Raw genomic sequence first — 23,874 nt, forward strand, 5'->3', positions numbered from 1 at the left:
ATTTTAAGTTAAATTGTTATTTTTTTGAATAATATACTAATAGTTTTAATTTTTTAGCATCATTTTCTGTGTTATTCCCGTGCAATACAATTCTATACGGATTGTATGCTCTATTATTTTGGAATGGGTTTGTACTATTGATAGTTGTCGCATCAGAAACAGAAGTGATAAAATTACCCAATGTAATGTACATTGTTTGGTCTTTAAATTCATTTCCTTTTTCTAACATACTTTTCAGATGTTTTGTGATATCAATTGTATAAAACTCTGTTTCTCCTTTTACTTGAGGATTAAAGTGTACAGAAAGTGGATACGAATTATAAAATTCTAAAACATCTGCATACAATTCATTAACAATTTTGTCCTCTTTTTTGTAGTTATTCCAAGCAGTTATATACGGTGGTTTTGGAAAACCATATGATTCATCTATATAAAATTTCAATTTGGCACCAAGAATAGCAATATCACTTTTCGACATTTCTGTCTTCAATTCATCTAACTGTTGGGTGTTGAATTTTAATTTCGCATAGTTACCACTCATTCCACTCAAAAACAATCTTGCATCACCCTTTATAGAGTCTGGTTGAACTGTTGAATACGTAGAACCTGCTATATTATTTACAATTTGAGAAGCAATTACATTTGAGTTATTCGCTGTACCTGAATTCCACTGATTAGAGAAATCAAAATCATAGGTTGCGTCCAAACGTTCTTTGTATTCTTTATCTGTATCTTTTTTAGGTGTTGGATTTTTGTATGAATAATACATTTTTAAATCCATTTTATTTGGATTAAAATTGATGATAAATCCATCCGTTTCTTCAACAGAAAATTCTAAACCTTTGATGTTTTCACGAATAAATGTTGCATAATCAGAAAGCAATCCTGTTTTAGCATTCTTGATGATTTTTTCGTCAAAATAATCTTTATCTAAAGAGACTTTGTAACCTACTGCTTCTTCCGAAATATTAGTTGTTCCCGTTTTTTGTTTTACAACTTTACTCACCACTGTTTTTCCAATTTTAGCAGTCCCAATTACTCTCGAATTGGCATCTATTGGCGATTCTGAACCATCTAATTTAGAAAAATACTTTGAGTCTCGATATAAAACCGTATTAATGTCTTTAATTTTCAACGTCATCTCCAAATCCTTTTTTCCATACAAGGAATCAACAGCGTATTTTGTTGTAATTTGGATTGTATCTGTATCTTCTGGTTTCTCTCCTGGTTTAGACAAGTTGATTGTGTCCTTAGAAATAGGATCTTTTGTAGAATTGTAATAAACAGGGATGATAAGATTGACAGAATCTACTTTTGGCTCTGTACCAAAATCTTGGTCTCCAATAGAAGTAGGTCTAAATTGCGTATAAAACTTTGATGCAGTCGAGCCAAAAATTGGTTCATTGTACACACCAAAAGCCCCATTTTGCAATACAAATCTATCAGATCGAATCGTATCAAAACTTGCATTAAATGCTAATACATCTAACGATTTCACATTCCCATCAGCTTCTCCTCCAATAACATTGTTATCTAATTCTAATGTTTCGTTTTCACAAGAAACCATTGTTCCCATTCCAATCATCATTGCAACAGATACAGAAAGGACATTCAAAAATTTTTTCATTAATCTCAACGGATTTTAATTAGAGTTCATTACTTCCTCAAGATAAAAGTTGTTGTACACTTCTTTTGCTTGCTCTTTTGAGCAATAATCTAATAGAGGAATATTTTGTTGGTTGATATAGTTTTTGACATCTTCTGGAATTATCTCTTCTCCTCTCGCTACCGCATCTGCGTATTCTAAAGAAGCTTGAATCATTCCTAAATGAGTCGGTTTTTCTAAGTATTGTTTTACTTCCCCTTCTACTTTATCGAAGGCTAATTTATTGATTAATCCATTATCCAATTCTCCATCAAATGCATTGTCAAATAGTGAAACTACTACTTTCGCATCTTGAAAAAATGGATCATCCGAATAATATTTCTTTAGGTACAATGGTACTAAACTTGACATCCATCCCATAACGTGAACTACGTCTGGTTTCCAGTTTAATTTTTTTACTGTCTCTAAAACTCCTTTTGCGAAGAAAATCGAACGCTCATCATTATCAGAAAACAAATCATTTCCTTCTCCATAAACTTCTTTACGTTTAAAATATTCTTCGTTATCTATAAAATACACTTGTAGTCGCTCTCCTGGTACAGATGCTACTTTAATGATTAAGGGTTGATCCAAGTCATTAATAATCATGTTCATACCTGAAAGTCGTATTACTTCATGTAATTGGTGTCTTCTTTCATTAATTGCTCCAAATCTTGGCATAAAGATTCTTACATCTGCGCCATTACTTTGCATGATTTTTGGCAAATCTAATGCTTGAGAAGACATCGGATTTTCAGGAAAATAAGGTACCATTTCTGTTGTTACATACAATATGCGCTTTCCTTCCATAATTTCTACTCTCTTTTCCTAATGAATAATAAGGCACAAATTTACAAAAAAATGTTGATATATTATTTGCTTATAGTAGCTTTGCCGGATATTAGTTTTTTTTTAACAAATCAGTGGAATGGTTGTATTTAACGAAAAGGAAAAATTAACTCCCGTAATCGTCGAGTTAAAAAACCAAAACAAAACCATCGGGTTTATCCCTACAATGGGCGCTTTGCACGAAGGGCACATGTCTTTAGTAAAAGCTTCTAAGGCTCAAAATGACTACACAATTGTAAGTATTTTTGTCAATCCAACACAATTTAATAATCCAGAAGATTTAGCAAAATATCCTCGAACTGAGGAAAGTGACAAGGAATTGTTAATGAAAAATGGTTGTGATTTTGTCTATATGCCAACAGTAGAGGATTTATACGAGTCAAATGAAGGTGCAAAACATTACGATTTCGGAACGATTGACAAAGTCATGGAAGGTTCTTCTCGTCCAGGACATTTTGATGGTGTTGCAACAATTGTTTGCAAATTATTCAAAGCCGTTCAACCAACAAGAGCATATTTTGGAGAAAAAGATTTTCAACAAATTCGTATCATTCAAGAAATGGTAAAACAAGAGAATTTGGATGTCGAAATTGTTCCAATGCCTATTCATCGTGCAGATTCTGGCTTAGCTTTTAGTTCGAGAAATGCTCGTTTATCAACACAACAAACAACAGATGCACCACAAATTTTTTCGATTTTATCTAAAGCTGTTCAACTTAAAAACAACGGAAAAGATGTAGCTGAAGTGAAAGAATTTGTTAAAAATGAATTTGAAAACTCTCCTTTCGAATTAGAATATTTCGAAATCACAGACGAAGAAACATTGTTGTCTATCAACCATTTTTCTGAAGCAAAACATATTCGAGGGTTTGTTGTTGCCTATGCAGGCGATGTTCGTTTAATTGATAATATTCAATTCTAAAAAAAACTAAAATATTTGTTCCAAATCCATTGAAAAATATTGGAATAGGTTTTGAAATTTATAAGTTCAATGTAACTTTGCAAAATTATGATGGTAGAAGTTTTTCACTCTAAAATACATAGAGTTAAGGTAACAGACGCAAAACTAAATTATATCGGAAGTATCACAATCGATGAAGATTTGATTGATGCTGCAAATATGGTAGTGGGTCAAAAAGTACAAATCGTTGTTCAAGAAAACGGTGAACGATTTGAAACTTATATTATAAAAGGGAAACGTGGAAGTGGCGAAATTTGTTTGAATGGACCTGCTGCGCGCAAAGTACAAGTTGGTGATACGGTAATCATTATTACCTACGCAATGATGGATTTTGAGGAAGCCAAAACATACGAACCAACAATTGTTTTCCCTAACGACAATAATCGTTTAGATTAAGAAATTAATTTTCAAACATTTATATGAAGAGTAAGATGAAACAATCACTCTTCTTAATCATTGCTTCATTGTTAGCACTCTTTTTTGTGGTAATAACAGTGAGGCAAATTGATTTCGAACGAGTTGCAAACGTTTTAAAAGAGACCAATTACTTTTGGATTTTTGCATCAATGGCTATTAGTATCCTCACCTATTGGATACGTGCCGCTCGTTGGAAACTTCTTCTCAAACCAATGGGGTACAATACCCAAACTTCATCTGGTTTTTGGGCAATTGCCTTTGCTTATTTTATGAATTTAACCATTCCGAGAAGTGGCGAAGTTGCACGAGCAACAAGTTTTTATAAAATGGAAAATGTCCCTTTCGAAAAATCATTTGGTACAGTTGTTTTAGAACGCGTTATTGACCTCTTATTTTTAGGCTTATTTTTCGGATTAACACTTATTTTTAACTACGAGACCTTTATGCGTTTTGTAGAATTAGGAAACAAAGAAAAAGCACATCAACCAACAACAGAACCTTCTTTCTTAAAGTATTACATCGCGATTGGAATTGTTCTTTTTGGAATGATGTTAGTTGCCATTTTCTGGAAAAAAATTATCCAATTGAAGTTTTTCGAGAAAATTAAAACATTTCTTTTAGGACTTTGGGAAGGAATCAAATCAATCTCAAAATTAGAAAGAAGAAGTCTATTTATCTTTTATTCTTTTGCTCTTTGGATTTGTTATTTTTTGATGACCTATTTAGTTTTCTTCGCGTTTCCAGATACAGAAAACTTTGGAATTGCAGAAGGTTTATTTCTTTTAATTGCAGGTTCTTTTGGAATGATTTTGCCCGTTTCTGGCGGATTAGCTTATCCTTACGTCATGTCGATCGCATTTTCAGCAGTGTATCTTGCTAAAGGCGGCGATCAGCACGAAGGACGAGCTATTGGCGACTATTTTGGGTTAATACTTTATATAGCTCAAGTTATTTCGATGATTAGTTTTGGATTAATCGCGATTTATAAAATTGCAAAAATTCGTCGAGATTCTACTGTTTAATCATCTCCAAATATTTGGACGCTTGATCTTCTAATATTTCAGTTATTTTATCGTATTTATTTTCTTTTACTAATTTCTCTAACCCGAAATTGTGATAACAATACGTTACATAATCACTGACTTTATTTTCAGGAATATTCAAACTTTCGACAAAATAAGTCTTCGTAAAATAATTTTCTAACTCTTTTATTTTATCTATTCTTTTAAAATATTGATCTTGTTTTTTATCTTTTTTCTTTTGTCCAGAAATTGTTGCTATCCAATTAGATGGGTCTAACAATCCATTGTTATTCAACATTGAAGAGGCATACGGATCGATCTTCCTGAAACGTAAATTGGGATCAATTCCAAGATTCAATCCTTTATACAAATCATCTACTTTATCGTGTTTGAGCTTAATATTATTCTTAAAGTTTTTGTCTAATGTATTAATCCGAGCCTCAGCTAATTCTATTGTTTCAATATTTAAATGAATGGTTAACATTCCTTTTGCTAAAATATCAGCTGTAATTTTGATTGAACGCTTTTTGTAAAAATCGTGCGTAAAAATCAATTCATCTCCAACAGAAGCTTTGATCGAAAACATTCCCTTCGAGTTTGTAAATGCTTTAGCATTAGTCGTTTCGTTGGTAATCAAAATATTCTCAACAATATCTTGTCCCACAATACCATCGTCAATCACCACTTTTCCAGTAATCAAATTGGATTGTGCAAGCGAAAAAATACTGATCAAACTAAAAAATAAGATGTATAAAAATTTATTCATTCTTCGATATTTTTGCTAAATAAATTGGTGATTGTTCTTCTATGACAAAAAGTATTTCATCAAAATTATTATCCCTTAACAACGTTGGAAAATCAAAATTTGAATAACAATAATCTAAAAACTCATTGATTTTTCCTTCTGGAATCTTCAAATCATTAACAAAATAATAAGTCGTATAAAACCTACGAAGCGCAAGCAATTGATCTTCTTTCACTATTTTTAGTGGAACTGGATTTTTAACACGCTTTTTGGGATTTTTGAAAAGATTCATTATTCCCAATAAATTAACTCCTCCAACCTGTTTGATTGTTCGATTGACTATTTCTTCATCATGTTTTAGATTCAATTTAGCTTTAAAATCAAGTGAATTAATTCCCATTTCATCTCCTAATTTTTCTTGAAACGATTTCTCTTTTCCCATATTCCTAAACGCATCTTTATTCAGTTTCTGAATATTCGTTTCAGCCAATTCAATCACTTCTACATTCATGTGAATACTTACAAATCCTTTCGTCATCATAGCTTCAGTAACTTTCAAACTTCGATCTTGAATCCCCAAATGCTTAATGTATAATTCATCATTCAAATTAACATTTATCGAAAATAATCCTTCCGAATTGGCTTTTGCTTTGGCTTTTGTCATTAAATTTTCAACCGTTGCTCCACTCAGATCCATCACTTCATCAGCATCGTCAACCATAATTTTTCCTGTGATTAAGGTTGATTGCGCATAAAGTAAACTACATAAAATGAAAAATAGGTTAAAAAGTAAAGTTCTCATCATTGGCATTCAATTTTCTCTTAAAAATAATCGAGAAAATGATTGTATATCAATATTTAACTCAACTTTATCTAAAATCTGAAATTTGTTAAAAAAGTGAATTATCATTAACGTTATTTACTTATTGTATTAAAAAAATTCACAAATAGAACTCCATATCTTGTCGCGATAAACCATTATTTTTGTGTAAATTTGAAACTATGGCTAAAACAAAAACTACCTATTTCTGTCAAAACTGTGGCACGCAAACCTCACAATGGATGGGACAATGCAAAAGTTGTGGTGAATGGAATACCATTGTTGAAGAAATTGTTGACAAAGGCGAAGAAAAAAAATCGTGGAAAGATAAATCGGATAAAAAAGAGAAAACTTTTGCACTAAATATTCGAGAAATTAATCCGTTGGGAGAAATCCGTATTTCGACTAAAAACCAAGAATTAGACCGAGTTTTAGGAGGCGGAATTGTACCAGGATCTGTGATTTTGGTTGGTGGAGAACCTGGTGTAGGAAAATCGACCTTAATGTTGCAAGTTGCCTTAAAGTTAGATACAATTAAAATTTTATATGTTTCTGGTGAGGAATCTGTTTCTCAGGTTAAGCTACGTGCCGAACGAATTGGAATAGAATCCGATCAATGTTTTATTTTACCCGAAACAAATACGCAAAAAATATTTGCTCACGCCAAAGAAATTCAACCTCAATTAATTGTTGTCGATTCAGTTCAAACATTACAAACACCTCATGTAGAATCATCTCCAGGAAGTATTTCGCAAATTCGAGAAACCACTTTTGAGCTCATCCAATATGCGAAAGAGACCAACACGCCGATTATTTTGATTGGTCATATCACCAAAGAAGGCGTAATTGCTGGACCAAAAATTTTAGAACACATGGTTGATGTTGTTCTTCAATTTGAAGGCGATCGTAATCATATTTATAGAATTCTTAGAGCAAATAAAAATCGTTTTGGTTCGACTGCAGAAATCGGAATTTACGAGATGCAAGGTGCCGGTTTGCGCGAAGTCACAAATCCATCTGAAGTGTTGATTACAAAAAAAGATGAATTACTTAGTGGTAATGCAATTGCAGCAACTTTAGAAGGCGTTCGTCCTATGTTAATCGAAATTCAAGCATTGGTTTCGACAGCTGTTTATGGAACGCCACAACGGACTGCTACTGGTTTTGACGCGAAGCGATTGAACATGTTGTTGGCTGTTTTGGAAAAGCGCGCTGGTTTTCGATTGAATATGAAAGATGTTTTCTTGAATATTACAGGAGGAATTCGTGTAGACGACCCTGCAATTGACTTGGCTGTTATCGCTGCAATTCTTTCTTCGAGCGAAGATTCTGCCGTTCCTGATAACTGTTGTTTTGCTGGCGAAGTTGGTTTGAGCGGCGAAATAAGGGCTGTAAATCGTGTAGAACAGCGTATTACGGAAGCGGAAAAATTAGGATTTGATGTTATATTTGTTTCAAAGTACAACAAAATAAAAGATACAGATTTTGGAATCAGAATTGTCCGAATTTCAAAAGTCGAAGATCTTTACCGTATGTTGTTTCAATAAATTAAAAGTCATCAAATAATTGGATTTACATATATCTTATAGTTTTGTTTCAAACGAAATAATATGAAAAAGCGGATTTTAGTTTATGGATTAGCAACCGTATTGCCAATTTTGGGAATCGCTTATTTTTACGGTTATTACAACAACCAAAGTCCGTTTACGATAAAATGTATGTTTCATGCAATAACTGGCTTATGGTGTCCTGGTTGTGGTGGTCAACGCGCTTTTTATTTATTAACACACGGCCATATTTTACAATCGTTGCGATATAATTTGCTACTCCCCTTTGCGCTATATATTTGCATACGTTTTTATTATTCTATTATCGGAACTATATTTTTAGCGGAACCTTTATCGAGTAAGTTTCATTTTTCAACAAGTTTCGCGCGAAACTTTCTACTCTTTTTATTAATTTATTCGATTTTAAGAAATATTCCTCTTTCACCGTTTATCTATTTAGCACCAGAAGGTTAAATCAAAAAAAATGGAATTATTCCTCTAATTTTTTTTGATCTGATTGTGTAGCGCTACGCTCCTCACCTTCTTTTAACTCTCCTCGACGTATTCTATTTTTATCCGAATCTACCTCATCATTTGGTAACGAAACAGCTTGGTTCACTTCTCCTAAAACCCAAGTTTCAGTAGCCTCCCACATTGCTCGTACTTTAATTGGTTCTGGATACAAATAAATTGGTTCAGGTTGTTTACCTGATAAATAATCACCTGTATCCCATTTTCCATTTGCATTTTCATCTACCAACAATCGGAACAAATATTCGCCTGGTTCTATAAAATTAAACTCAAAATAATTTTTATTCGCTGGATTATAAATCTCTTCTAAAACTGTAAAGTTTTGATCTGCTTTCAGGAATTGCAAAATAAATGGTTTTGAAGGCGTATTCTGAAGCGTTAATTTCAAATGCCCAAAATCACCACGCGTTCCCATTTTTATTGGATATGCCAATGTATCATTCTTTTCTCCTAAAACATCCGTTAACGCATTGGGATAGATATTTACCTCAAACTTTTCATCTAAATTTTTATCAAAAACAAAGTTTAAATTTTGTGCATTAATCGTATCAATCGAAACGTTGAATGGTATTGAAACTGTATCCTTGAATACGTGAATTTTAGTTAAATCTAACGATTTAATAGGTGCATTAGCTTGGATTTTAAACGTTTTATTCGGTGCTAATTTTTGATCATTTAACGCTTTAAACTCTAATTTACGTTCAACATTCGATTTTGAATACAATGCACTAATCGAATCAATTTGATCCTTATGTTGCACATTAAATTTTAATTTTGCGCTTCGCCCTGATATGGTGTCCACCTTTGGATTAAACCAAAAGTTAATCGAATCTTGCTTTGGAAATTTCTCAATGTAAGCCGATTTAAATTCTTTCCCTACAGGTGTAATCGTTACATCTTCTGTTGCTCCAGTTGTTTTAAACACAATCAAACCTTCTTGTTTGAAACTTGCTTCTGGCTTACGATATGCTGGTTTTTGATTGAATAAATTCAAGTTTATTGCCTGATTCGAATTCAATTCTATCGCTTCATTATGAAAAGCTAAACGTTCTTTACCATAATCATACATTACATTTTCTACTTTATCTTCGAATGCAATCAGTTTATATTTCCCTGAAGCCAAATAATTTAACTGATATGCACCTTTATCATTTGCTCTTGCAATATAATATGGTTTCTTTTGCAACACCACACTATCGGTATATGCACTGTCTACTTTATATAGCCCGACCAATATCTTCTCTGGTAATTTAAAATCATAAGACGAATTTACATGTCCCGTTACTTTTAACGAATCGATAAAACTACCTGTCGAAAAAACATATTGAAAATTTGACAACTTATTGTTCTCATTAAAATCTTGAACTGCATCACCAAAATTGAAACTATAGGTTGTATTTGGCAAAAGTGGTTCTTGAAATTTTATTGAAATATTTTTCTTTGCTAATGCTTGAGGCGTTACAATTGGCGGTATCTGAAACGAAGGAGAAATTACCACATTTTTGCTGTATTCCTTCAAGATAATATACTCATCAAAGTTGATTGTTGCTTCTTGCAAATTGACATCTACATTCGTTGCCAACGTGTCTGGAGCAGCTTTTAGGAAAACTGGTGGTGTTTCATCTTTAGGTCCACCAGTTGGCGAACCCTGTCTTGCACAAGAAATAACCGTCAAAATAGTTAACATCAAAAGCGAAAAACGTGTCGTCTTATTCATGGGCGCAAGTTAAGAAAAAGCTTGTTATTATGCACAAGCAATGGTGATTACACTTATCTTAAAATTTTCTGAAAAATTAAACTGTTTAACTGCCGAGGCAATAGTAGCACCTGTTGTTAGTACATCATCAATCAAAATATAATGTCCAGGTTTTAGATTTGGATTAATTTCAAACGCATTTTTCAAGTTATTTAACCGATGTTGTTTATCTTCATTTACTTGAGATGAATGATATTTAACTCGAATTAATCCATCCGAAAAGTAATTGATTTGATTATTTTCAGCCAATGTTCGTGCAAAATATTCAACTTGGTTATACCCTCTTTTTTTCAATCGTTTTGGATGTAATGGAATCGGAATAATTCCGTCATAATCACTCAAATCAAATTTGATTAACTGTGCTAAATCAATTCCTATTTGTGGACGATTTCTATATTTCATTTCATGCAAAATTGTTTGCGTTGTATTGTGATGTTTAAATTCTAACAAAGCAACAACATTTTCTACCTCGCATATATTTCGTAATTTAGAATAAGCTATATTGTTTTGATCAAATTGCCAATGGGTAAATGCGAGATTGGTTGAGCATGAAACGCACAGAAACTGCGAAGGTTGAATCACCTCTTGACAATCCAAACAACGCATCGGAAAAAATAAATCAACCAAAGAATTTACGATTGTTTTGATTTCCATTACCTTTGCAAATTAAAGTTTAGTACTAAATTTAATGAAAATCATTCGACTTACAAAAGCTTTTACGTTCGAAACTGCACATGCATTGCATGGTTATGACGGAAAGTGTAAAAATATACATGGACATTCGTACAAATTATTTGTTACTGTAAAAGGTGTTCCTTCTGAGGATATCAACGATGTGAAACTTGGAATGGTGATGGATTTTGGAGATTTGAAGAAAATTGTCAACAAAGAAATTGTTGATCTTTTTGATCATGTTATTCTATTGAACGAAAATTCTCCTCACAAATCTTTGGGTGAAAAATTATTAGCCGAAGGGCATAATGTTGTATTTACAAATTATCAACCATCTGCAGAAAATATGATTTTGTGGATTGTGGATAGAATAAAGCCTCTTTTACCAAATAATATTGATTTGGTTGCGCTAAAATTACATGAAACAGATAATTCTTATGCAGAATGGTTAGCGGAGGACAACCAATAAACATTCAATTAGAAGCTGGTAAAAAGGCCTATTTTTCTTCGGATCATCATTTTGGTGCTCCGAATGAAAAAGATAGTTTGGTACGCGAAAAATTGTTTGTAAAATGGCTTGATGAAATAAAAGACGATTGTGGTGTTTTATTTTTGATTGGTGATTTATTTGATTTTTGGTTCGAATATAAACATGTTGTTCCGAAAGGATTTGTTCGTGTTTTAGGAAAATTAGCCGAACTATCTGATCGTGGAATTCCAATTTATTTTTTTGTTGGTAATCATGATTTATGGATGAAAGATTATCTGCAAGAACAAATCAATGCAATCGTTTTTCGAGATAAACAAGATTTTATCATCAACAACAAAGAGTTTTTTATTGTTCATGGCGATGGAAAAGGTCCTGGAGATAAAGGTTACAAACGCATGAAAAAAGTGTTTACCAACAAAGTTTGTCAATTTCTTTTTTACTTACTTCATCCCGATTTAGCTATGTGGTTAGGAATTACAGCTTCGCGAAAAAACAAAATGATTTCGGGCGATGAAGATGTCAATTTTCTTGGTATTGATAACGAATGGTTGATCTTATACAGTCGCAAACAATTGCATCGAAAATACTACGATTACCTTGTCTATGGACATCGACATTTACCAATGGAAATTGCGATAGGTAAAGCACGTCACATCAATCTTGGAGATTGGATTAACTATTTTACCTATGGTGTTTTTGATGGAAATGAATTCGAATTAAAAACTTACTTCCGTAATCAAGGAGAAGAATCTCGGGATTCGATCATAAAAATTATAGATTAACAAGCAAATCATAAAAATCCATAGATAAGCTTCTTTTAGCCACTCTATTTTCGGTTTGCTTTCGGTAAAATATCTGGTCAACATTAGCATAATACTAAATCCTAAAAAAGCAAGATAAGTATCATTATTTCCTCCGTAAAGAATATAAGTGATAAAAATGACGAGAAACATAAAGTGGATCAACAAAAAGATTCTTTTCTTTTGAGCTGTCAGCTTATTAATATTCTTGAAATGATTAACAATAGAGTAAATTAAGACAATTGCAACTGGAATTAAAAACAATTGTTTCAATTCGAAATGTACCATTGTAAACATTAATTGTTCTTTATAAAAATCGTACATAAAGTAATAATCTAAAAGAAAACTTACTTGTGCTACAATTAATACTGGAAGAATAAATCCTAAAAATCCAAGAATAGGAATCTTAGGTTCTACCACTCTTAGCGTCAAGAAATAAGCGAAAATAGCTATTCCTAAAAATATAAGTGGAGGATTGAGTAAAATTGCAAAGCTCATAAACACACCTATATCAAACGTATTATATGTATCATTTTTTTCGGATTCGAAGTACAACAATTGTACTGTAATATAGGTAACAAGCAATAAACTTCCTGCAATACGATAGTCTGACAATCCGCCTATAAAAGGCATTAGCCATAAAATATAAATAAACGTTGGATATGATGACGTACTAATTAAATCGTTTGTATTATCGGTATAACCTACAAAAGCAATTGTTAAAATCGTTAGAAATACGCCCAATTTTTCTAAATTACTCAGATCAATACTGTTAAAATTCGCTGCTCCAAGCAATGTAAACAGTACAATGATAAAAATCTGTATAAAAAAATTCCTTTTGTCAAGTAGATTAACCAACATTTTATTAACTTTGATGCAAATTAAGCAATAAACTAGAATATGGGAGTTATAACTGATTTATTTTTTGCGATTGGTGATATTTTCAAATGGACTTTTGAAAATTTATTATCTCCAGTTGGCGTTATCTTTGGATGGTTATTTACATTCATCGGATGCGCATTGATGGGATGGTGGTTATTTAAAATCGCTAGCTTTGGAACCGAAAATGAAAAAAAATACGAAAGATAATCCATCTTTATTTGTATAAAAATATATTTTCGAATTAATTCGAGAAACCCTTTACAATAACTGTAAAGGGTTTTTTTGTGAATTATATTGCGTTTTCGTCACCTTTGAAAACAAGTACTACTGTTTGGTAAATGATTTGAATATCTAATAATAAAGACCAATTTCGTACATAAAAAATATCTGTTCGAATACGATCTTCCATATCCTTATCACAATCTATAGCTCCTCTAAACCCTTTTACTTGAGATAAACCCGTAATTCCAGGTTTCACATAATTTCTAAGATTATATTTTCTTATTATTTCACTATAATATATGTCCTGTGATATCATATGAGGTCTAGGCCCAACTATAGACATATCTCCTTTGAGAACATTTATAAATTGAGGAAATTCATCAAGACTTGTTTTTCTTAGAAAATGACCTATTCTAGTAATTCTATTATCATTAACAACAGTAGCTTTAATAGAATTTGTTCCATCATTACGCATTGTTCTAAACTTATAACAATCAAATTCTTTACCATTAAGCCCTCTTCTTTTCTGCTTGAAAATGACAGATCCTTTAGAATCTAGTTTAATTAATAAAGCTATAATTGGAAACAACCAACTTAATATAAATACACAAACTAAAGATGAAAAAATAATATCAAATAATGATTTTAGTATTTGACTATTTGTTTGCTCTAATGGGTATTTTTTTAATTTGAAAATAGGTAATGTATCAATGTAATTAACCTCTAAACTTATTAAATCATTGTTTAAAGAATTTGGTACATAACTTACTTCAATATGGTTATTTTCACAATAGGCTAGTATTTTATTTTCAAAATGATAATCTTGAATGCCTGATTGGGAAATAAAAACTTCTTTTATATCATATTGATTTATCAGTTTTATTATTTCTTTTAAATCTAATCCATTACTTTCAATAGCATTTAATCCAAAATGTTTTCTATCATCTAAAATATTTTTTAAACGCATCGAATTTAAGTTTTCTCCGACAATCAAAATATTTTTTAAATCTTCACCCTTTTCATATTTTTTTCTGAATAGATAAAACATTAAAATACGAGTTATGAGTAGATAAAATAGAATTATAAAAGTAAGAAGTATTACCAATTTATTAGATAATAGACTTTCGGTCTTTAATCCAGAAATGGTAAAAACAATAACAAAAAAAAGAAAACTTTGAGAAATAACTTTTTTTATTAATTCTCTTAAATAATTTACTCTCTTTATCGAATATAGTTTAACATAATCAGCAATAATAAACCAAGAAACAATTGTAAGTGTGTATGCTTTATAATGGGCATCAACAATTGCATAAAAGTTAGGTAAATGAACTAAATCTATCGTGTAAAAATAATCATATTGTAATCTAATGAAATTATAAAATAAAAATGATAATATAAAAAAATCAAATAAATATAAAAAAACCTTTCTTCCAAAGAACTTATTTTTGTAAAACATTTTATTACTTTTGCCAAATATATAAAGAATTCTATTGAAATCTTTTTAAATTGTTGAGATTACTATTTTTTATTTTTAGCATTACAAATTTTGAAAATCTTACATATCATAGAAGCCTTAGGTGGTGGAGTTCATACCTATTTTAAAGATCTTAGTTATTTTTTTAGTCAAAAAGAAGTATTAAACGATTATGAAACTATTATTGTTTATAATGACAAACGAGATGAAATTGTACCAGAAAAAATTAAGGAGGATTTTGGAGATAAGGTTAAATTAATAAAAGTGGACATGGTTAAAAACCTAAATCCTATAAAAGATCTTATTTCAACTTATGAATTAGCCAAAGTTATACGAAAAGTTAATCCTGATGTCATCCATTTACACTCTTCTAAAGCAAGTGTAATAGGTCGTTGGGCAAGTTTTGTTTCTTTCAAAAAACATAAGCTATTCTACACTCCTCATGGTTATTCTTTCCTACGTAAAGATATTTCTTCTTCCAAACAAAATTTATATCGAATAATTGAAAAATATACACAATCTATTTTTGGAGGAACTACAATTGCTTGCGGCGACACAGAATATGAAATAGCTAAAAAATTGGGAAAAGCGACTTTAGTTCGTAATGGGATAAATTTGAAAAAAGTTGAGCGTAATTACATCGCTATTAATAATAGCCAACTTACATTAGGATTAGTTGGACGTATATCTGAACAAAAAAACCCAAAACTATTTAATCAAATAGCTTTTCATTTTCCACAATACAAATTTATTTGGATTGGAGATGGAGAATTAAGACATGAAATTACTGCACCAAATATTGAGGTCACAGGATGGTTTTTTAATTCGATTGAGGTGTATAAACACCTCAATCGAATTGATGTAATATTACAAACTTCTCTTTGGGAAGGTTTACCAATTGCTTTATTAGAAGGACTCGCATTCCACAAACCTATTGTAGCTACCGATGTGATAGGAAACAAAGATATTGTAGATCATCGGATTAATGGTTATTTATTCACAAAAATAGAGGAACTAGATGAATATTTCACTCTCTTAGAGCAAGCTGAAGCAAGGGAAAAAATGGGAAAAAATGCATACCTAAGTTGTAAAAATAAGTTTGACAGTCAAAAAAATTTCTACGATTTAATTAATATTTATGAAAATTAGATTATTCATTGTTGCCTTATTTTTGCTTATATTCTTTAATTGTAAAAGTTATAATTATCAAGTTTATACTGAAAATAAAAAATACGGTATTTCCAACAGTTTACTTTGGAATCCTAAAATAACTAAAAAATCTTGGGTATTTTATAATCAGGATAGCGCAATGTTTAGAAATTATTATTCTAATTTAACAGAAGGGCATTTATTAGGATCACCATCTAATCAATGGGATTCATCTTATCTTGATCCTATTTCTAATCAAACTATTCATACATCTAATCTTTCAAACTATTCACTAATGTGGGTGACTTTGGGCTATGACTATAATCAAAAAAAATCCAATCCCGGTTTTGATTTTTTAACTTTAAATGATAATAGGATTTCAAATAATGAGCCTTTAGAATTTAGAATCATCAACAACGCTAAATTTTTAAATAATGATAAATTAAGAGAAGTTGGTTTTATATTTAACAATTGGCCACAATACTGGCCTGTAGACAATGTTTGGAGCGGAGGTAATCACTCATTCAAAGCCAATTATAATATTAATGATTTTAATACTCTTAAAGTCACATTCAATGCAAAACTAAACGATTATAAACCTCCTTTAAACAATACTGTTTGGTCGGGAGCCTATATTACTTGTGATTTTAGATTTAGTGTTTACAATGATAATGGTTCTATCTTTAAATCGTATTTGATTGGTGTAATTTTTTCTAATCCTTCGAATAAAGATTACAATGGAAATCCTAATGATGATATTTTTTTTCAGGAAACTATTCTTAACCAAGGGGTAACAATCGAAAGAACCTTATTACATGGAAATAAAGTTGGAATAGATAATATTGATTCTTCATATAAAAATATTACTATTGATTTCAAACCTCTAATCCTAAAATATTTTAATGATATTGATTTCAATAAAACAAATTTTATAACAGGATTAGATATATACTCTGCAACAAGAAGTGCTGATATAACCTATGATATCAAAGAAATTGATTTTGAAGGAAATTAGTATTTCTGTTATTGAGTCTATTTATTTGTAAGTCGTTTTTTAACACATATTCAAAAATAATTAAGTCTCTTATTTTTAATTATTTTACTTTTTATTTGACCTCATCTTGGATTCTATCTAGATAAAAAACGACAATCAAACTAAACCATATCGCACTGAATAATATTCCATCGAAACGAATTAAAAAATCATCAAATAAATTCGATAAAAAAAAGTTTAGTACAAAACTAATTCCTATAATATTTTTAGATGCTAAAGAAAGTTTTAACATATAACCAAAATAAAAAATTAAAGATATAAACCCTATAATCCCAAATCGAAGAAAATAATCTAAAAATTGATTATGAACTGGAAATTCATATTTAGATAAAAACTTTTGGTTAGTTAGTTCAAAATAATTAAAAAGCGCTTGTTTTGCATTAGCAGAACCTACTCCTGTAAAAAACGAATTATTGCCTAATTCTATCGTAGACTTCCATATACTTACTCTTGTCACTAAAGCATTGTGTAAAACTCCGTCTGGATTTTCAACCTCATCTAACTTTCCAATTTTATCCATGTTAGCAAAAGTTACTTTAGAATATTTCTCTTTCATATATGGATTTGAAATAAAGGCGATTACCAAAATAAGACTTGTTACAATTGTAAAAACACCTATAAAGTAAATACTTCTTATTTTATACTTTCTATATGCGAACCAAATTACTACTATTAAACAGCATAATATACAACTACCCAATGAAAGTCTAGTATTGATAATGAATAACGAAATAATACTTGCCATCAACAAAACTAAATTATACACTTTCGTTTTCGGATAATTTTTTAACATAAAAAATAAGTTGAGTACTACAACAAAAGCAATATTCATATTCACTGCAGGAGCATGATTTCCAAAACTATTGGCAAAGACATACCCCATTTCCCATAAATGAATTCCATTTATATACTTATTCACATATTCAGGAGAAATAATACAGAAACGTATCATCAATATAACAATCAAAAATGTTGACACCTTTCTATACCAATCTGCAATATAATAATATTTATACCCCTTATAATTTAATGTAATAAATAATGGAAATATTAAAAAAGAAAGAACTTTTTCTAGAGGTTTAAATATTTTTGGAGAATCTAAATTATTCCATAAAAAAACTATCTCTAACAGAAAAGGAACTGCTAAAACTAAAAAAAATGGAATAATTTTTTTATTAAAAGTTAAATATTTATAATGTAATATATTAAAAATTCCAAAAACAAAAATTAAAATTGTAGAAAACGCTCTAAAAAAAATAGTTGATAGAATTAATATCAATAACCAATTATTAATAAGGTTAAATTTTTCTTTTGAAATCATCATAATAAAATAAGTAATAAATTAAAGGTAATATCCCTATTTTATGACGTACTGCTGATCCTAAATCTGGTTCAAAAATTCCTTGTACAACAAAGTAAGATAATAATAGACACATTAACCATAGATCTTTCTTTCTATTGGGGTATTCTTTTAGCAAATAACCAAAGCGAACAATAACAATCCATGTCAGTAATATTTGCCAAATAACAAAAGCAAATACTTGTGGTTTATAAAAAAAACGTAAAGCATTTATAGGAAAATTAACGGTTAAAAAACCATATAAAGTTGCAAATGCCTCTGTAAATATATTTGTCACTGGAATAGGAGATACAATCATTGTATCTGCATTTTCATCACCCGAATTTAATCTTATTTCATTTATAGTTTCTCTCGACATTTCAGAGAAAAATTCTCCTTTTCCAAGTTGATACAAAAAAGATAAAAGAATTAGTACTGAAAAACCTAAAAACAATGATAGTATCCAACGGTTTGTAAATCTAATTCTCGTAATAAAATAGATAGCGCATGCTATAAATGGCATAAATGCAAAATATGGACGAAAAACACCTCCAAAAATTATAAAAAAGAGCGTAGATAGAAGTATTGAAATCCCTAATGAAAAATAGTTGTATTTAAATATATAGACAATAATTGCTGCAAAAATAAATGTTATAAACTCTTTTGATGGTTGACCAATAAATATAACTAACATCAAAAAAGATAAATATATTAAACTATTCTTTATATTTAATGTTGAAAAATTATTTGGAATACCTATAAACCAAATTAATAATAATAATATAGGTATTTGTATGATAGCCAAAAGGCTAAATGGCAACTTTCCTAAGCCTGTTATCCAATAAAAAAGCATTGTAAATGGATAACTACCTATTACCCCTTTTTCATTTCCTAAATCTGACACAATTATATTAGCATCAAAATAAAAATTTTCTGGAAGAATGAGCGGAAATATTAATCCTAATAAAATCATCAAAAATGATAATACAATAAAAAATGATCTTTTTTCAATTTTCATTAATCAATACTATTTATAGTTTTTCGAATTACTGTGATATACTTGCTAATGTTGTAATAATCATTAAAAATAGTATTAGTTTCTGTAAATTGATCCGTGATTTGTATATCTTTTTGATTAAACGTTCTTATCTTTTCTGACCATACTTTTATATCTTCTTTATAATCCAATAAAACTTGATAATTATAGTTTTTAAGATTTTGATTAAAATCTTCTATTACATCTGTATAGATAGGAATTAAACCAACTGATAAATACGTACTCATTTTAGTTGGTGTAGAAACATTGTTTATTAAAATATTATCTCTTATAATAAATCCATATTTATATTTTGACAACTCTTGGTCTAAGTCCTCTAAAGGAACGAACTTAACAAAATAATTTTTTATCCCTAAAGATTCAATTTGTATTTTAGCTTTCTCCATCTCATTTGTTAGTATAGTTAAAGATGCTTCTGGTATTTGTTGTTGAATCTCTTTGAATAATGCTATTGTTTTATCAAAGCATTGCCAAGCAAATAATGATCCTGCATAAACAAATGAAGATTCATTTTTAGAATAGAAAAACATCTTCTCGTTCATCTGTTTATTAAAACAAGGCATTATAATATCATTTTTAATTTTATAACTATGTTTTATTTCAAAATGTTCTTTCATCCGATTTGATACAAAGAATGTATATTTTGCTTTTTTAAGCACCCATCTTTCTAATAGGTCTAAACCAAATTTTATTAACTTTGCTTTTATTGAAAAGTTATTAAGCATTAAATATTCTTCAGGCTGAATACCTTGAAACCAATAAATAGTATTTTGTGTTTTATATTTTAAATACGATATTAGAAAATCTCTTAATCGTATCGTTAAAATATAATCATCTTTTTCTAATTCAAAATCTAATGTCTCTGTAAAAATTACTTTATTTTTTTTAAACTCTAAAGCTTCTTTGACAATATTTACATAAAATATTGTCGCTTCGTTTATTGCTTTTTTAGGAAGATAGAAATAATAAGTCATAGCTTTAGATAAAATATATTGATAATTTGTATTTTCTTTTTACATAAATATAAATTGTAAAATAGGTAAAAAAATTGGTTACTAAAAATGATAATGCTGCTCCATTTATCCCATAATATGGAATTAATATTGCATTAAAAATCAAACAAATAAAGGTAGAAAACAATAAGATTACAAAATAAATTTTAGATTGTCCTATCATATTTAAAATAACTGGAGCTGTACACAGTGTAGAACTTATTACTTGAGAAAACAAAAGGATTATTAAAGGTATATATGCCTCTGAATAACCTTTTCCAAAAAATTCTAAAAGAGGAACTCCTATAAAAATCAAGATAGTTGTTATAACTATATTTAACAATAAAACTATTCTTGTATTATTTTTGATTAACAATTGTAAATCTTCAAATTTATTCAAACTAAAAAATTCTGATATTTTTGTAGAAATGTTAATATTAAACGATATTATAACCATTGACAATATTGTGATTAACTTCATAATCGTGGAATAATAAGCTATATCTACAGAGGAATAATATTTTTTCAAAAGAAAAATATCTATACTTAGATTTGAAAAAATTAATATATTACTAAAAAGCATTGGAGTCGATCTTTCTAATAATTTTTTATTACTTATTATAAAAACTTGTGCATTAGAACGTTTTAATTTTTTATTATATAAAAAGCAGCAAACAGTTGTTATTATTGCCAATATTACAAAACCAAAATAAAAAAAATCGACTAAAGAATAATCTAAGTTAAAATTAATTAACAAAACACAACCTAACAATAAGGGTAAATATTTAAATGTATTTCTAAAAAGCTCAGATAAATATACATAATTGATTGCTCTTAAATACTCAGTATTAAATATTGTTAAACTATAAAAAAATAATATAAAGATTCCTTTTTTTAAGAATAAGAAAGTATCACTTTCAAACAAAGTTATTGGCAAACAGTTGAATAATATATAAACTATTAAACACATAATAAACATAAACAAAACAATCTTATTATACAGTTTTTTCATACTATAAAAAGATTGTTTTGACTCCAAAAATCCAGAAAAATATAAAATTGATTGATCCGTACCTAATAATGTAATACTACCTAGTAATAATAATAATGTTCTAGAAAAATCATAATCTCCTACATTTTTAGCTGGAAAATTTCTTGTCATTATTAATGTTATTCCAAACAATGTAATTATGCCAATAATTCTCAAAAAAAGAGTTATTAAAACCTTTTTAAGGTCCTTATTTTTAAGAATTTGCTCAATTTTATCTCGCATTTCTTATACTTGAAATCTTAGCATATTTCTTATAAAAACGAGTTAAAACACTATAAAAAATAAAAGCTACAATAAGAATAATTGGAAAGACAAATTTACTTTTTAGATAAAATTTCGAAATAGGTTCATTATTAAAAGAAATGTTTACAGGGAATATGATCTTTTCAGATTCAATAATTTTAGTATCTATTTTTAATAATTCTTCTAAATATTCTTTTTTCAAATCTATAACTAAATTTAATTGATCGTAGTTATTAATAATTACATCATTTTCTCCTTTTTTTAAATCATTAGTACCTAATTTATCCAAAATCACATTGATTTGATCTATAGATTTTGTTAATTGAATTTTACTTTCTTTTAAATTTTCTATGCTCAATTTACTTCTATCCAAATAATACTTAGATTTATTTAAATCCTCTAATAAAAAATCAACAATATTTTTTGTATAATTATTAGTTTTTGTTGTGATAGTAATTAAATGATACTTATTGGTTTTTAAAATATTTTTATCTTTCAACACCTTTTCAAAATTTTGTCCATTCTCCGACAAAATTTTCAAAAACTCCCTATTTTGAGTATTTTCGATAAATGATTTTGTGTCTGTAATTGGTTCTATTTCTATTTTTAAAATATCTTCTAAAAATATCTTCTCTTTTTTATTACGGGGAATATTAGAACTAAAATTTTGTATTTCAGAATAAAGATAATCTGTACTATTAAAATTAGGCACAACAATTACTTCTGTCTTATATTGAACAGGAGCATATTTATCATAAAAAAAGCCTAAAATTACTCCTAAAATAATTAGTAGTAATAAAATATATTTACTCTTTATAAAAAATCTAAGTACATTAAAAATTAATAATCCTAAGTTTACAAAAATTTCTTTGATTTTTTGTGCTAGATAAATTAAATCAATTTCTTGATTATTATTTTCTTCTACTTTACTCATTATTTGTTTTAATTATAATTTTTAATAACCTCTATTATTCTTTCAACAGCCTTACCATCTCCATATGGATTATGTGCATTACTCATTTTTTCATATAAATTCTTATCATCTATTAAAGCTTGTACATTTTTAACAATTAAATCTACATTTGATCCTACTAGTTTTACTGTACCAGCTTCTACAGCTTCTGGTCTTTCTGTTTCATCACGAACAACAATTACAGGTTTTCCTAAACTTGGAGCCTCTTCTTGCACTCCGCCACTATCGGTAACAATAATCTTTGATTCGTTCATTAGCCAAATAAAATTAGGATAGTTTAATGGTTCTATTAAAACTATATTTTCAATACTAATCAATTCTTCATGAACAATTTTTAAGATTTTAGGATTTAAATGGACAGGAAAAACAAATTGATAATTTTCGTTCGATAGTGCAAGTTCTTTTACAGCTTTACATACATTTAAAATTCCATTACCATGGTTTTCTCTACGATGACAAGTTATCAAAACAATTTCCTTATTAGATAATAATCTTAATTTTAAATCTGCAACAATAGAGCTATCAGATTTTACTTTTTCTATTCCATATAACAAAGCATCAATAACAGTATTTCCAGTAACAAAAATTTTACTATCATCAATGTTTTCTTTAAGTAAATTTCTTTTAGATGATTCAGTCGGAGAAAAATGATAATCACTCAATACAGATGTAATTCTTCGATTTGCTTCCTCAGGAAAAGGATTTCTTAAGTCTGAAGTTCTCAAACCTGCCTCTATATGGCAAATTTTAGAGCCATGATAAAAAGAGGCTAAACTAGCAGCCATTGTAGTAGATGTATCTCCATGTACAAATACATAATCAGGATTATAAACTTCTAATACTTCTTTTAAATTATGAATTATTCGTTCTGTTATACTATATAAAGTTTGATTTTCAGTCATTATATTTAATCTATAATCACATTCCAATTCAAAAAAATCTAATACTTGATCCAACATTTCTTTATGTTGTCCAGTATTACAAATTTTTACATCAAAAAAATCTTCTTCTTTAAAAGACTTTATTAATGGAGCTACTTTTATTGCTTCTGGTCGTGTTCCAAAAACAAATAAAATTTTTTTCATACTTAATATAATAATTTAGGTAAATTTCTAATACAAAACGCTAAATTACTAATTTTCTTTTAAATTAATCTTCATTTATTTTTTAACCAACTCATCTA

24 protein-coding genes are annotated in these 23,874 nt (G+C 28.9%); 10 read left to right on the forward strand and 14 right to left on the reverse strand.

Going from position 1 to position 23,874, the window contains the following annotated elements; translation table 11 throughout:
* Positions 1-16: 16 nt before the first annotated feature.
* Both NZD85_RS09045 and NZD85_RS09050 read right to left on the reverse strand, forming a co-directional pair.
* Positions 17-1,627 carry a DUF4270 domain-containing protein gene (locus NZD85_RS09045; protein ID WP_260541520.1) on the reverse strand — a complete coding sequence of 537 codons (1,611 nt, stop codon included), beginning with the start codon at positions 1,625-1,627 and terminating at the stop codon, positions 17-19.
* 15 nt (positions 1,628-1,642) lie between these two features.
* On the reverse strand, positions 1,643-2,455 hold the full coding sequence (locus NZD85_RS09050) for a glycogen/starch synthase (protein WP_171622961.1): 813 nt from the start codon (positions 2,453-2,455) through the stop codon (positions 1,643-1,645).
* A 118-nt stretch (positions 2,456-2,573) separates the two neighbouring features.
* Here NZD85_RS09050 and panC point away from each other — a divergent pair, with 118 nt between their 5' ends.
* The 3 genes from panC (at position 2,574) to NZD85_RS09065 (ending at position 4,894) form a co-directional block, all read left to right on the forward strand.
* Positions 2,574-3,416, forward strand: coding sequence for a pantoate--beta-alanine ligase (gene panC / locus NZD85_RS09055; RefSeq protein WP_260541521.1), 843 nt, complete (start codon positions 2,574-2,576; stop codon positions 3,414-3,416).
* A gap of 87 nt (positions 3,417-3,503) precedes the next feature.
* Positions 3,504-3,851 (forward strand): aspartate 1-decarboxylase, encoded by a 348-nt coding sequence (gene panD, locus NZD85_RS09060; protein ID WP_171622959.1) that lies wholly within the window; start codon positions 3,504-3,506, stop codon positions 3,849-3,851.
* A gap of 35 nt (positions 3,852-3,886) precedes the next feature.
* Positions 3,887-4,894: a lysylphosphatidylglycerol synthase transmembrane domain-containing protein gene (locus NZD85_RS09065; RefSeq protein WP_260541523.1), complete on the forward strand. Its 1,008-nt coding sequence runs from the start codon at positions 3,887-3,889 to the stop codon at positions 4,892-4,894.
* Here the strand turns inward: NZD85_RS09065 and NZD85_RS09070 are convergent.
* Complete coding sequence (locus tag NZD85_RS09070; protein ID WP_260541525.1) at positions 4,884-5,660, reverse strand: hypothetical protein; 777 nt, start codon at positions 5,658-5,660, stop codon at positions 4,884-4,886. The two genes, NZD85_RS09065 and NZD85_RS09070, sit on opposite strands and share 11 nt — an antisense overlap.
* Entirely contained in the window at positions 5,653-6,444 is a 792-nt protein-coding gene (locus NZD85_RS09075; protein WP_260541527.1) for a hypothetical protein, read from the reverse strand. Before NZD85_RS09075 ends, NZD85_RS09070 begins: the two co-directional genes overlap by 8 nt.
* Positions 6,445-6,641: 197 nt before the next feature.
* Here NZD85_RS09075 and radA point away from each other — a divergent pair, with 197 nt between their 5' ends.
* Both radA and NZD85_RS09085 read left to right on the forward strand, forming a co-directional pair.
* A complete protein-coding gene (gene radA, locus NZD85_RS09080) occupies positions 6,642-8,006 on the forward strand; it encodes a DNA repair protein RadA (protein ID WP_188319444.1) in 1,365 nt (454 codons plus the stop codon).
* Positions 8,007-8,069: 63 nt separating this feature from the next.
* On the forward strand, positions 8,070-8,480 hold the full coding sequence (locus NZD85_RS09085) for a DUF2752 domain-containing protein (RefSeq protein WP_225539546.1): 411 nt from the start codon (positions 8,070-8,072) through the stop codon (positions 8,478-8,480).
* A 16-nt stretch (positions 8,481-8,496) separates the two neighbouring features.
* Here the strand turns inward: NZD85_RS09085 and NZD85_RS09090 are convergent, their stop codons facing one another.
* Together NZD85_RS09090 and NZD85_RS09095 are read right to left on the reverse strand one after the other, a co-directional pair.
* Entirely contained in the window at positions 8,497-10,254 is a 1,758-nt protein-coding gene (locus NZD85_RS09090; protein ID WP_260541529.1) for an Ig-like domain-containing protein, read from the reverse strand.
* Between the two features lie 27 nt (positions 10,255-10,281).
* Positions 10,282-10,947: a ComF family protein gene (locus NZD85_RS09095; protein WP_171622949.1), complete on the reverse strand. Its 666-nt coding sequence runs from the start codon at positions 10,945-10,947 to the stop codon at positions 10,282-10,284.
* A 34-nt stretch (positions 10,948-10,981) separates the two neighbouring features.
* On the opposite strand from NZD85_RS09095, the gene NZD85_RS09100 reads away from it, so the two are divergent.
* Both NZD85_RS09100 and NZD85_RS09105 read left to right on the forward strand, forming a co-directional pair.
* Positions 10,982-11,434: a 6-pyruvoyl trahydropterin synthase family protein gene (locus NZD85_RS09100; RefSeq protein WP_396127060.1), complete on the forward strand. Its 453-nt coding sequence runs from the start codon at positions 10,982-10,984 to the stop codon at positions 11,432-11,434.
* Entirely contained in the window at positions 11,410-12,237 is an 828-nt protein-coding gene (locus NZD85_RS09105) for a UDP-2,3-diacylglucosamine diphosphatase (protein ID WP_260541530.1), read from the forward strand. Before NZD85_RS09100 ends, NZD85_RS09105 begins: the two co-directional genes overlap by 25 nt.
* On the opposite strand, the gene NZD85_RS09110 is transcribed toward NZD85_RS09105, so the two are convergent.
* A complete protein-coding gene (locus tag NZD85_RS09110) occupies positions 12,172-13,116 on the reverse strand; it encodes a DUF6427 family protein (RefSeq protein ID WP_260541531.1) in 945 nt (314 codons plus the stop codon). The genes NZD85_RS09105 and NZD85_RS09110 overlap by 66 nt on opposite strands.
* A gap of 39 nt (positions 13,117-13,155) precedes the next feature.
* On the opposite strand from NZD85_RS09110, the gene NZD85_RS09115 reads away from it, so the two are divergent.
* Positions 13,156-13,344, forward strand: coding sequence for a hypothetical protein (locus tag NZD85_RS09115; RefSeq protein WP_171622946.1), 189 nt, complete (start codon positions 13,156-13,158; stop codon positions 13,342-13,344).
* Positions 13,345-13,426: 82 nt separating this feature from the next.
* On the opposite strand, the gene NZD85_RS09120 is transcribed toward NZD85_RS09115, so the two are convergent.
* Positions 13,427-14,815 (reverse strand): exopolysaccharide biosynthesis polyprenyl glycosylphosphotransferase, encoded by a 1,389-nt coding sequence (locus NZD85_RS09120; protein WP_260541532.1) that lies wholly within the window; start codon positions 14,813-14,815, stop codon positions 13,427-13,429.
* 90 nt (positions 14,816-14,905) lie between these two features.
* Here NZD85_RS09120 and NZD85_RS09125 point away from each other — a divergent pair, with 90 nt between their 5' ends.
* Together NZD85_RS09125 and NZD85_RS09130 are read left to right on the forward strand one after the other, a co-directional pair.
* The gene (locus tag NZD85_RS09125) at positions 14,906-15,982 is read left to right on the forward strand and encodes a glycosyltransferase (protein WP_260541533.1); all 1,077 of its coding nucleotides are present in this window, start codon (positions 14,906-14,908) and stop codon (positions 15,980-15,982) included.
* Positions 15,972-16,997: a hypothetical protein gene (locus NZD85_RS09130; RefSeq protein ID WP_225542080.1), complete on the forward strand. Its 1,026-nt coding sequence runs from the start codon at positions 15,972-15,974 to the stop codon at positions 16,995-16,997. The genes NZD85_RS09125 and NZD85_RS09130 overlap by 11 nt, the downstream gene beginning before the upstream one ends.
* 91 nt (positions 16,998-17,088) lie before the next feature.
* On the opposite strand, the gene NZD85_RS09135 is transcribed toward NZD85_RS09130, so the two are convergent.
* The 6 genes from NZD85_RS09135 to wecB all read right to left on the reverse strand — a co-directional run bounded on the left by NZD85_RS09135 (position 17,089) and on the right by wecB (position 23,776).
* Positions 17,089-17,955 (reverse strand): O-antigen ligase family protein, encoded by an 867-nt coding sequence (locus NZD85_RS09135; protein WP_225542079.1) that lies wholly within the window; start codon positions 17,953-17,955, stop codon positions 17,089-17,091.
* A 379-nt stretch (positions 17,956-18,334) separates the two neighbouring features.
* Complete coding sequence (locus NZD85_RS09140) at positions 18,335-19,393, reverse strand: hypothetical protein (protein ID WP_225542078.1); 1,059 nt, start codon at positions 19,391-19,393, stop codon at positions 18,335-18,337.
* Entirely contained in the window at positions 19,393-20,406 is a 1,014-nt protein-coding gene (locus NZD85_RS09145; protein WP_260541534.1) for a glycosyltransferase family protein, read from the reverse strand. The genes NZD85_RS09140 and NZD85_RS09145 overlap by 1 nt, the downstream gene beginning before the upstream one ends.
* Before the next feature lie 4 nt (positions 20,407-20,410).
* Positions 20,411-21,697, reverse strand: coding sequence for a lipopolysaccharide biosynthesis protein (locus tag NZD85_RS09150; RefSeq protein ID WP_260541536.1), 1,287 nt, complete (start codon positions 21,695-21,697; stop codon positions 20,411-20,413).
* Complete coding sequence (locus NZD85_RS09155) at positions 21,687-22,652, reverse strand: hypothetical protein (RefSeq protein WP_260541538.1); 966 nt, start codon at positions 22,650-22,652, stop codon at positions 21,687-21,689. Before NZD85_RS09155 ends, NZD85_RS09150 begins: the two co-directional genes overlap by 11 nt.
* An 8-nt stretch (positions 22,653-22,660) precedes the next feature.
* Positions 22,661-23,776, reverse strand: coding sequence for a non-hydrolyzing UDP-N-acetylglucosamine 2-epimerase (gene wecB, locus NZD85_RS09160; protein WP_260541540.1), 1,116 nt, complete (start codon positions 23,774-23,776; stop codon positions 22,661-22,663).
* Positions 23,777-23,874 lie beyond the last annotated feature (98 nt).

The organism is Empedobacter stercoris, assembly GCF_025244765.1.
Lineage (GTDB): Bacteria > Bacteroidota > Bacteroidia > Flavobacteriales > Weeksellaceae > Empedobacter > Empedobacter stercoris.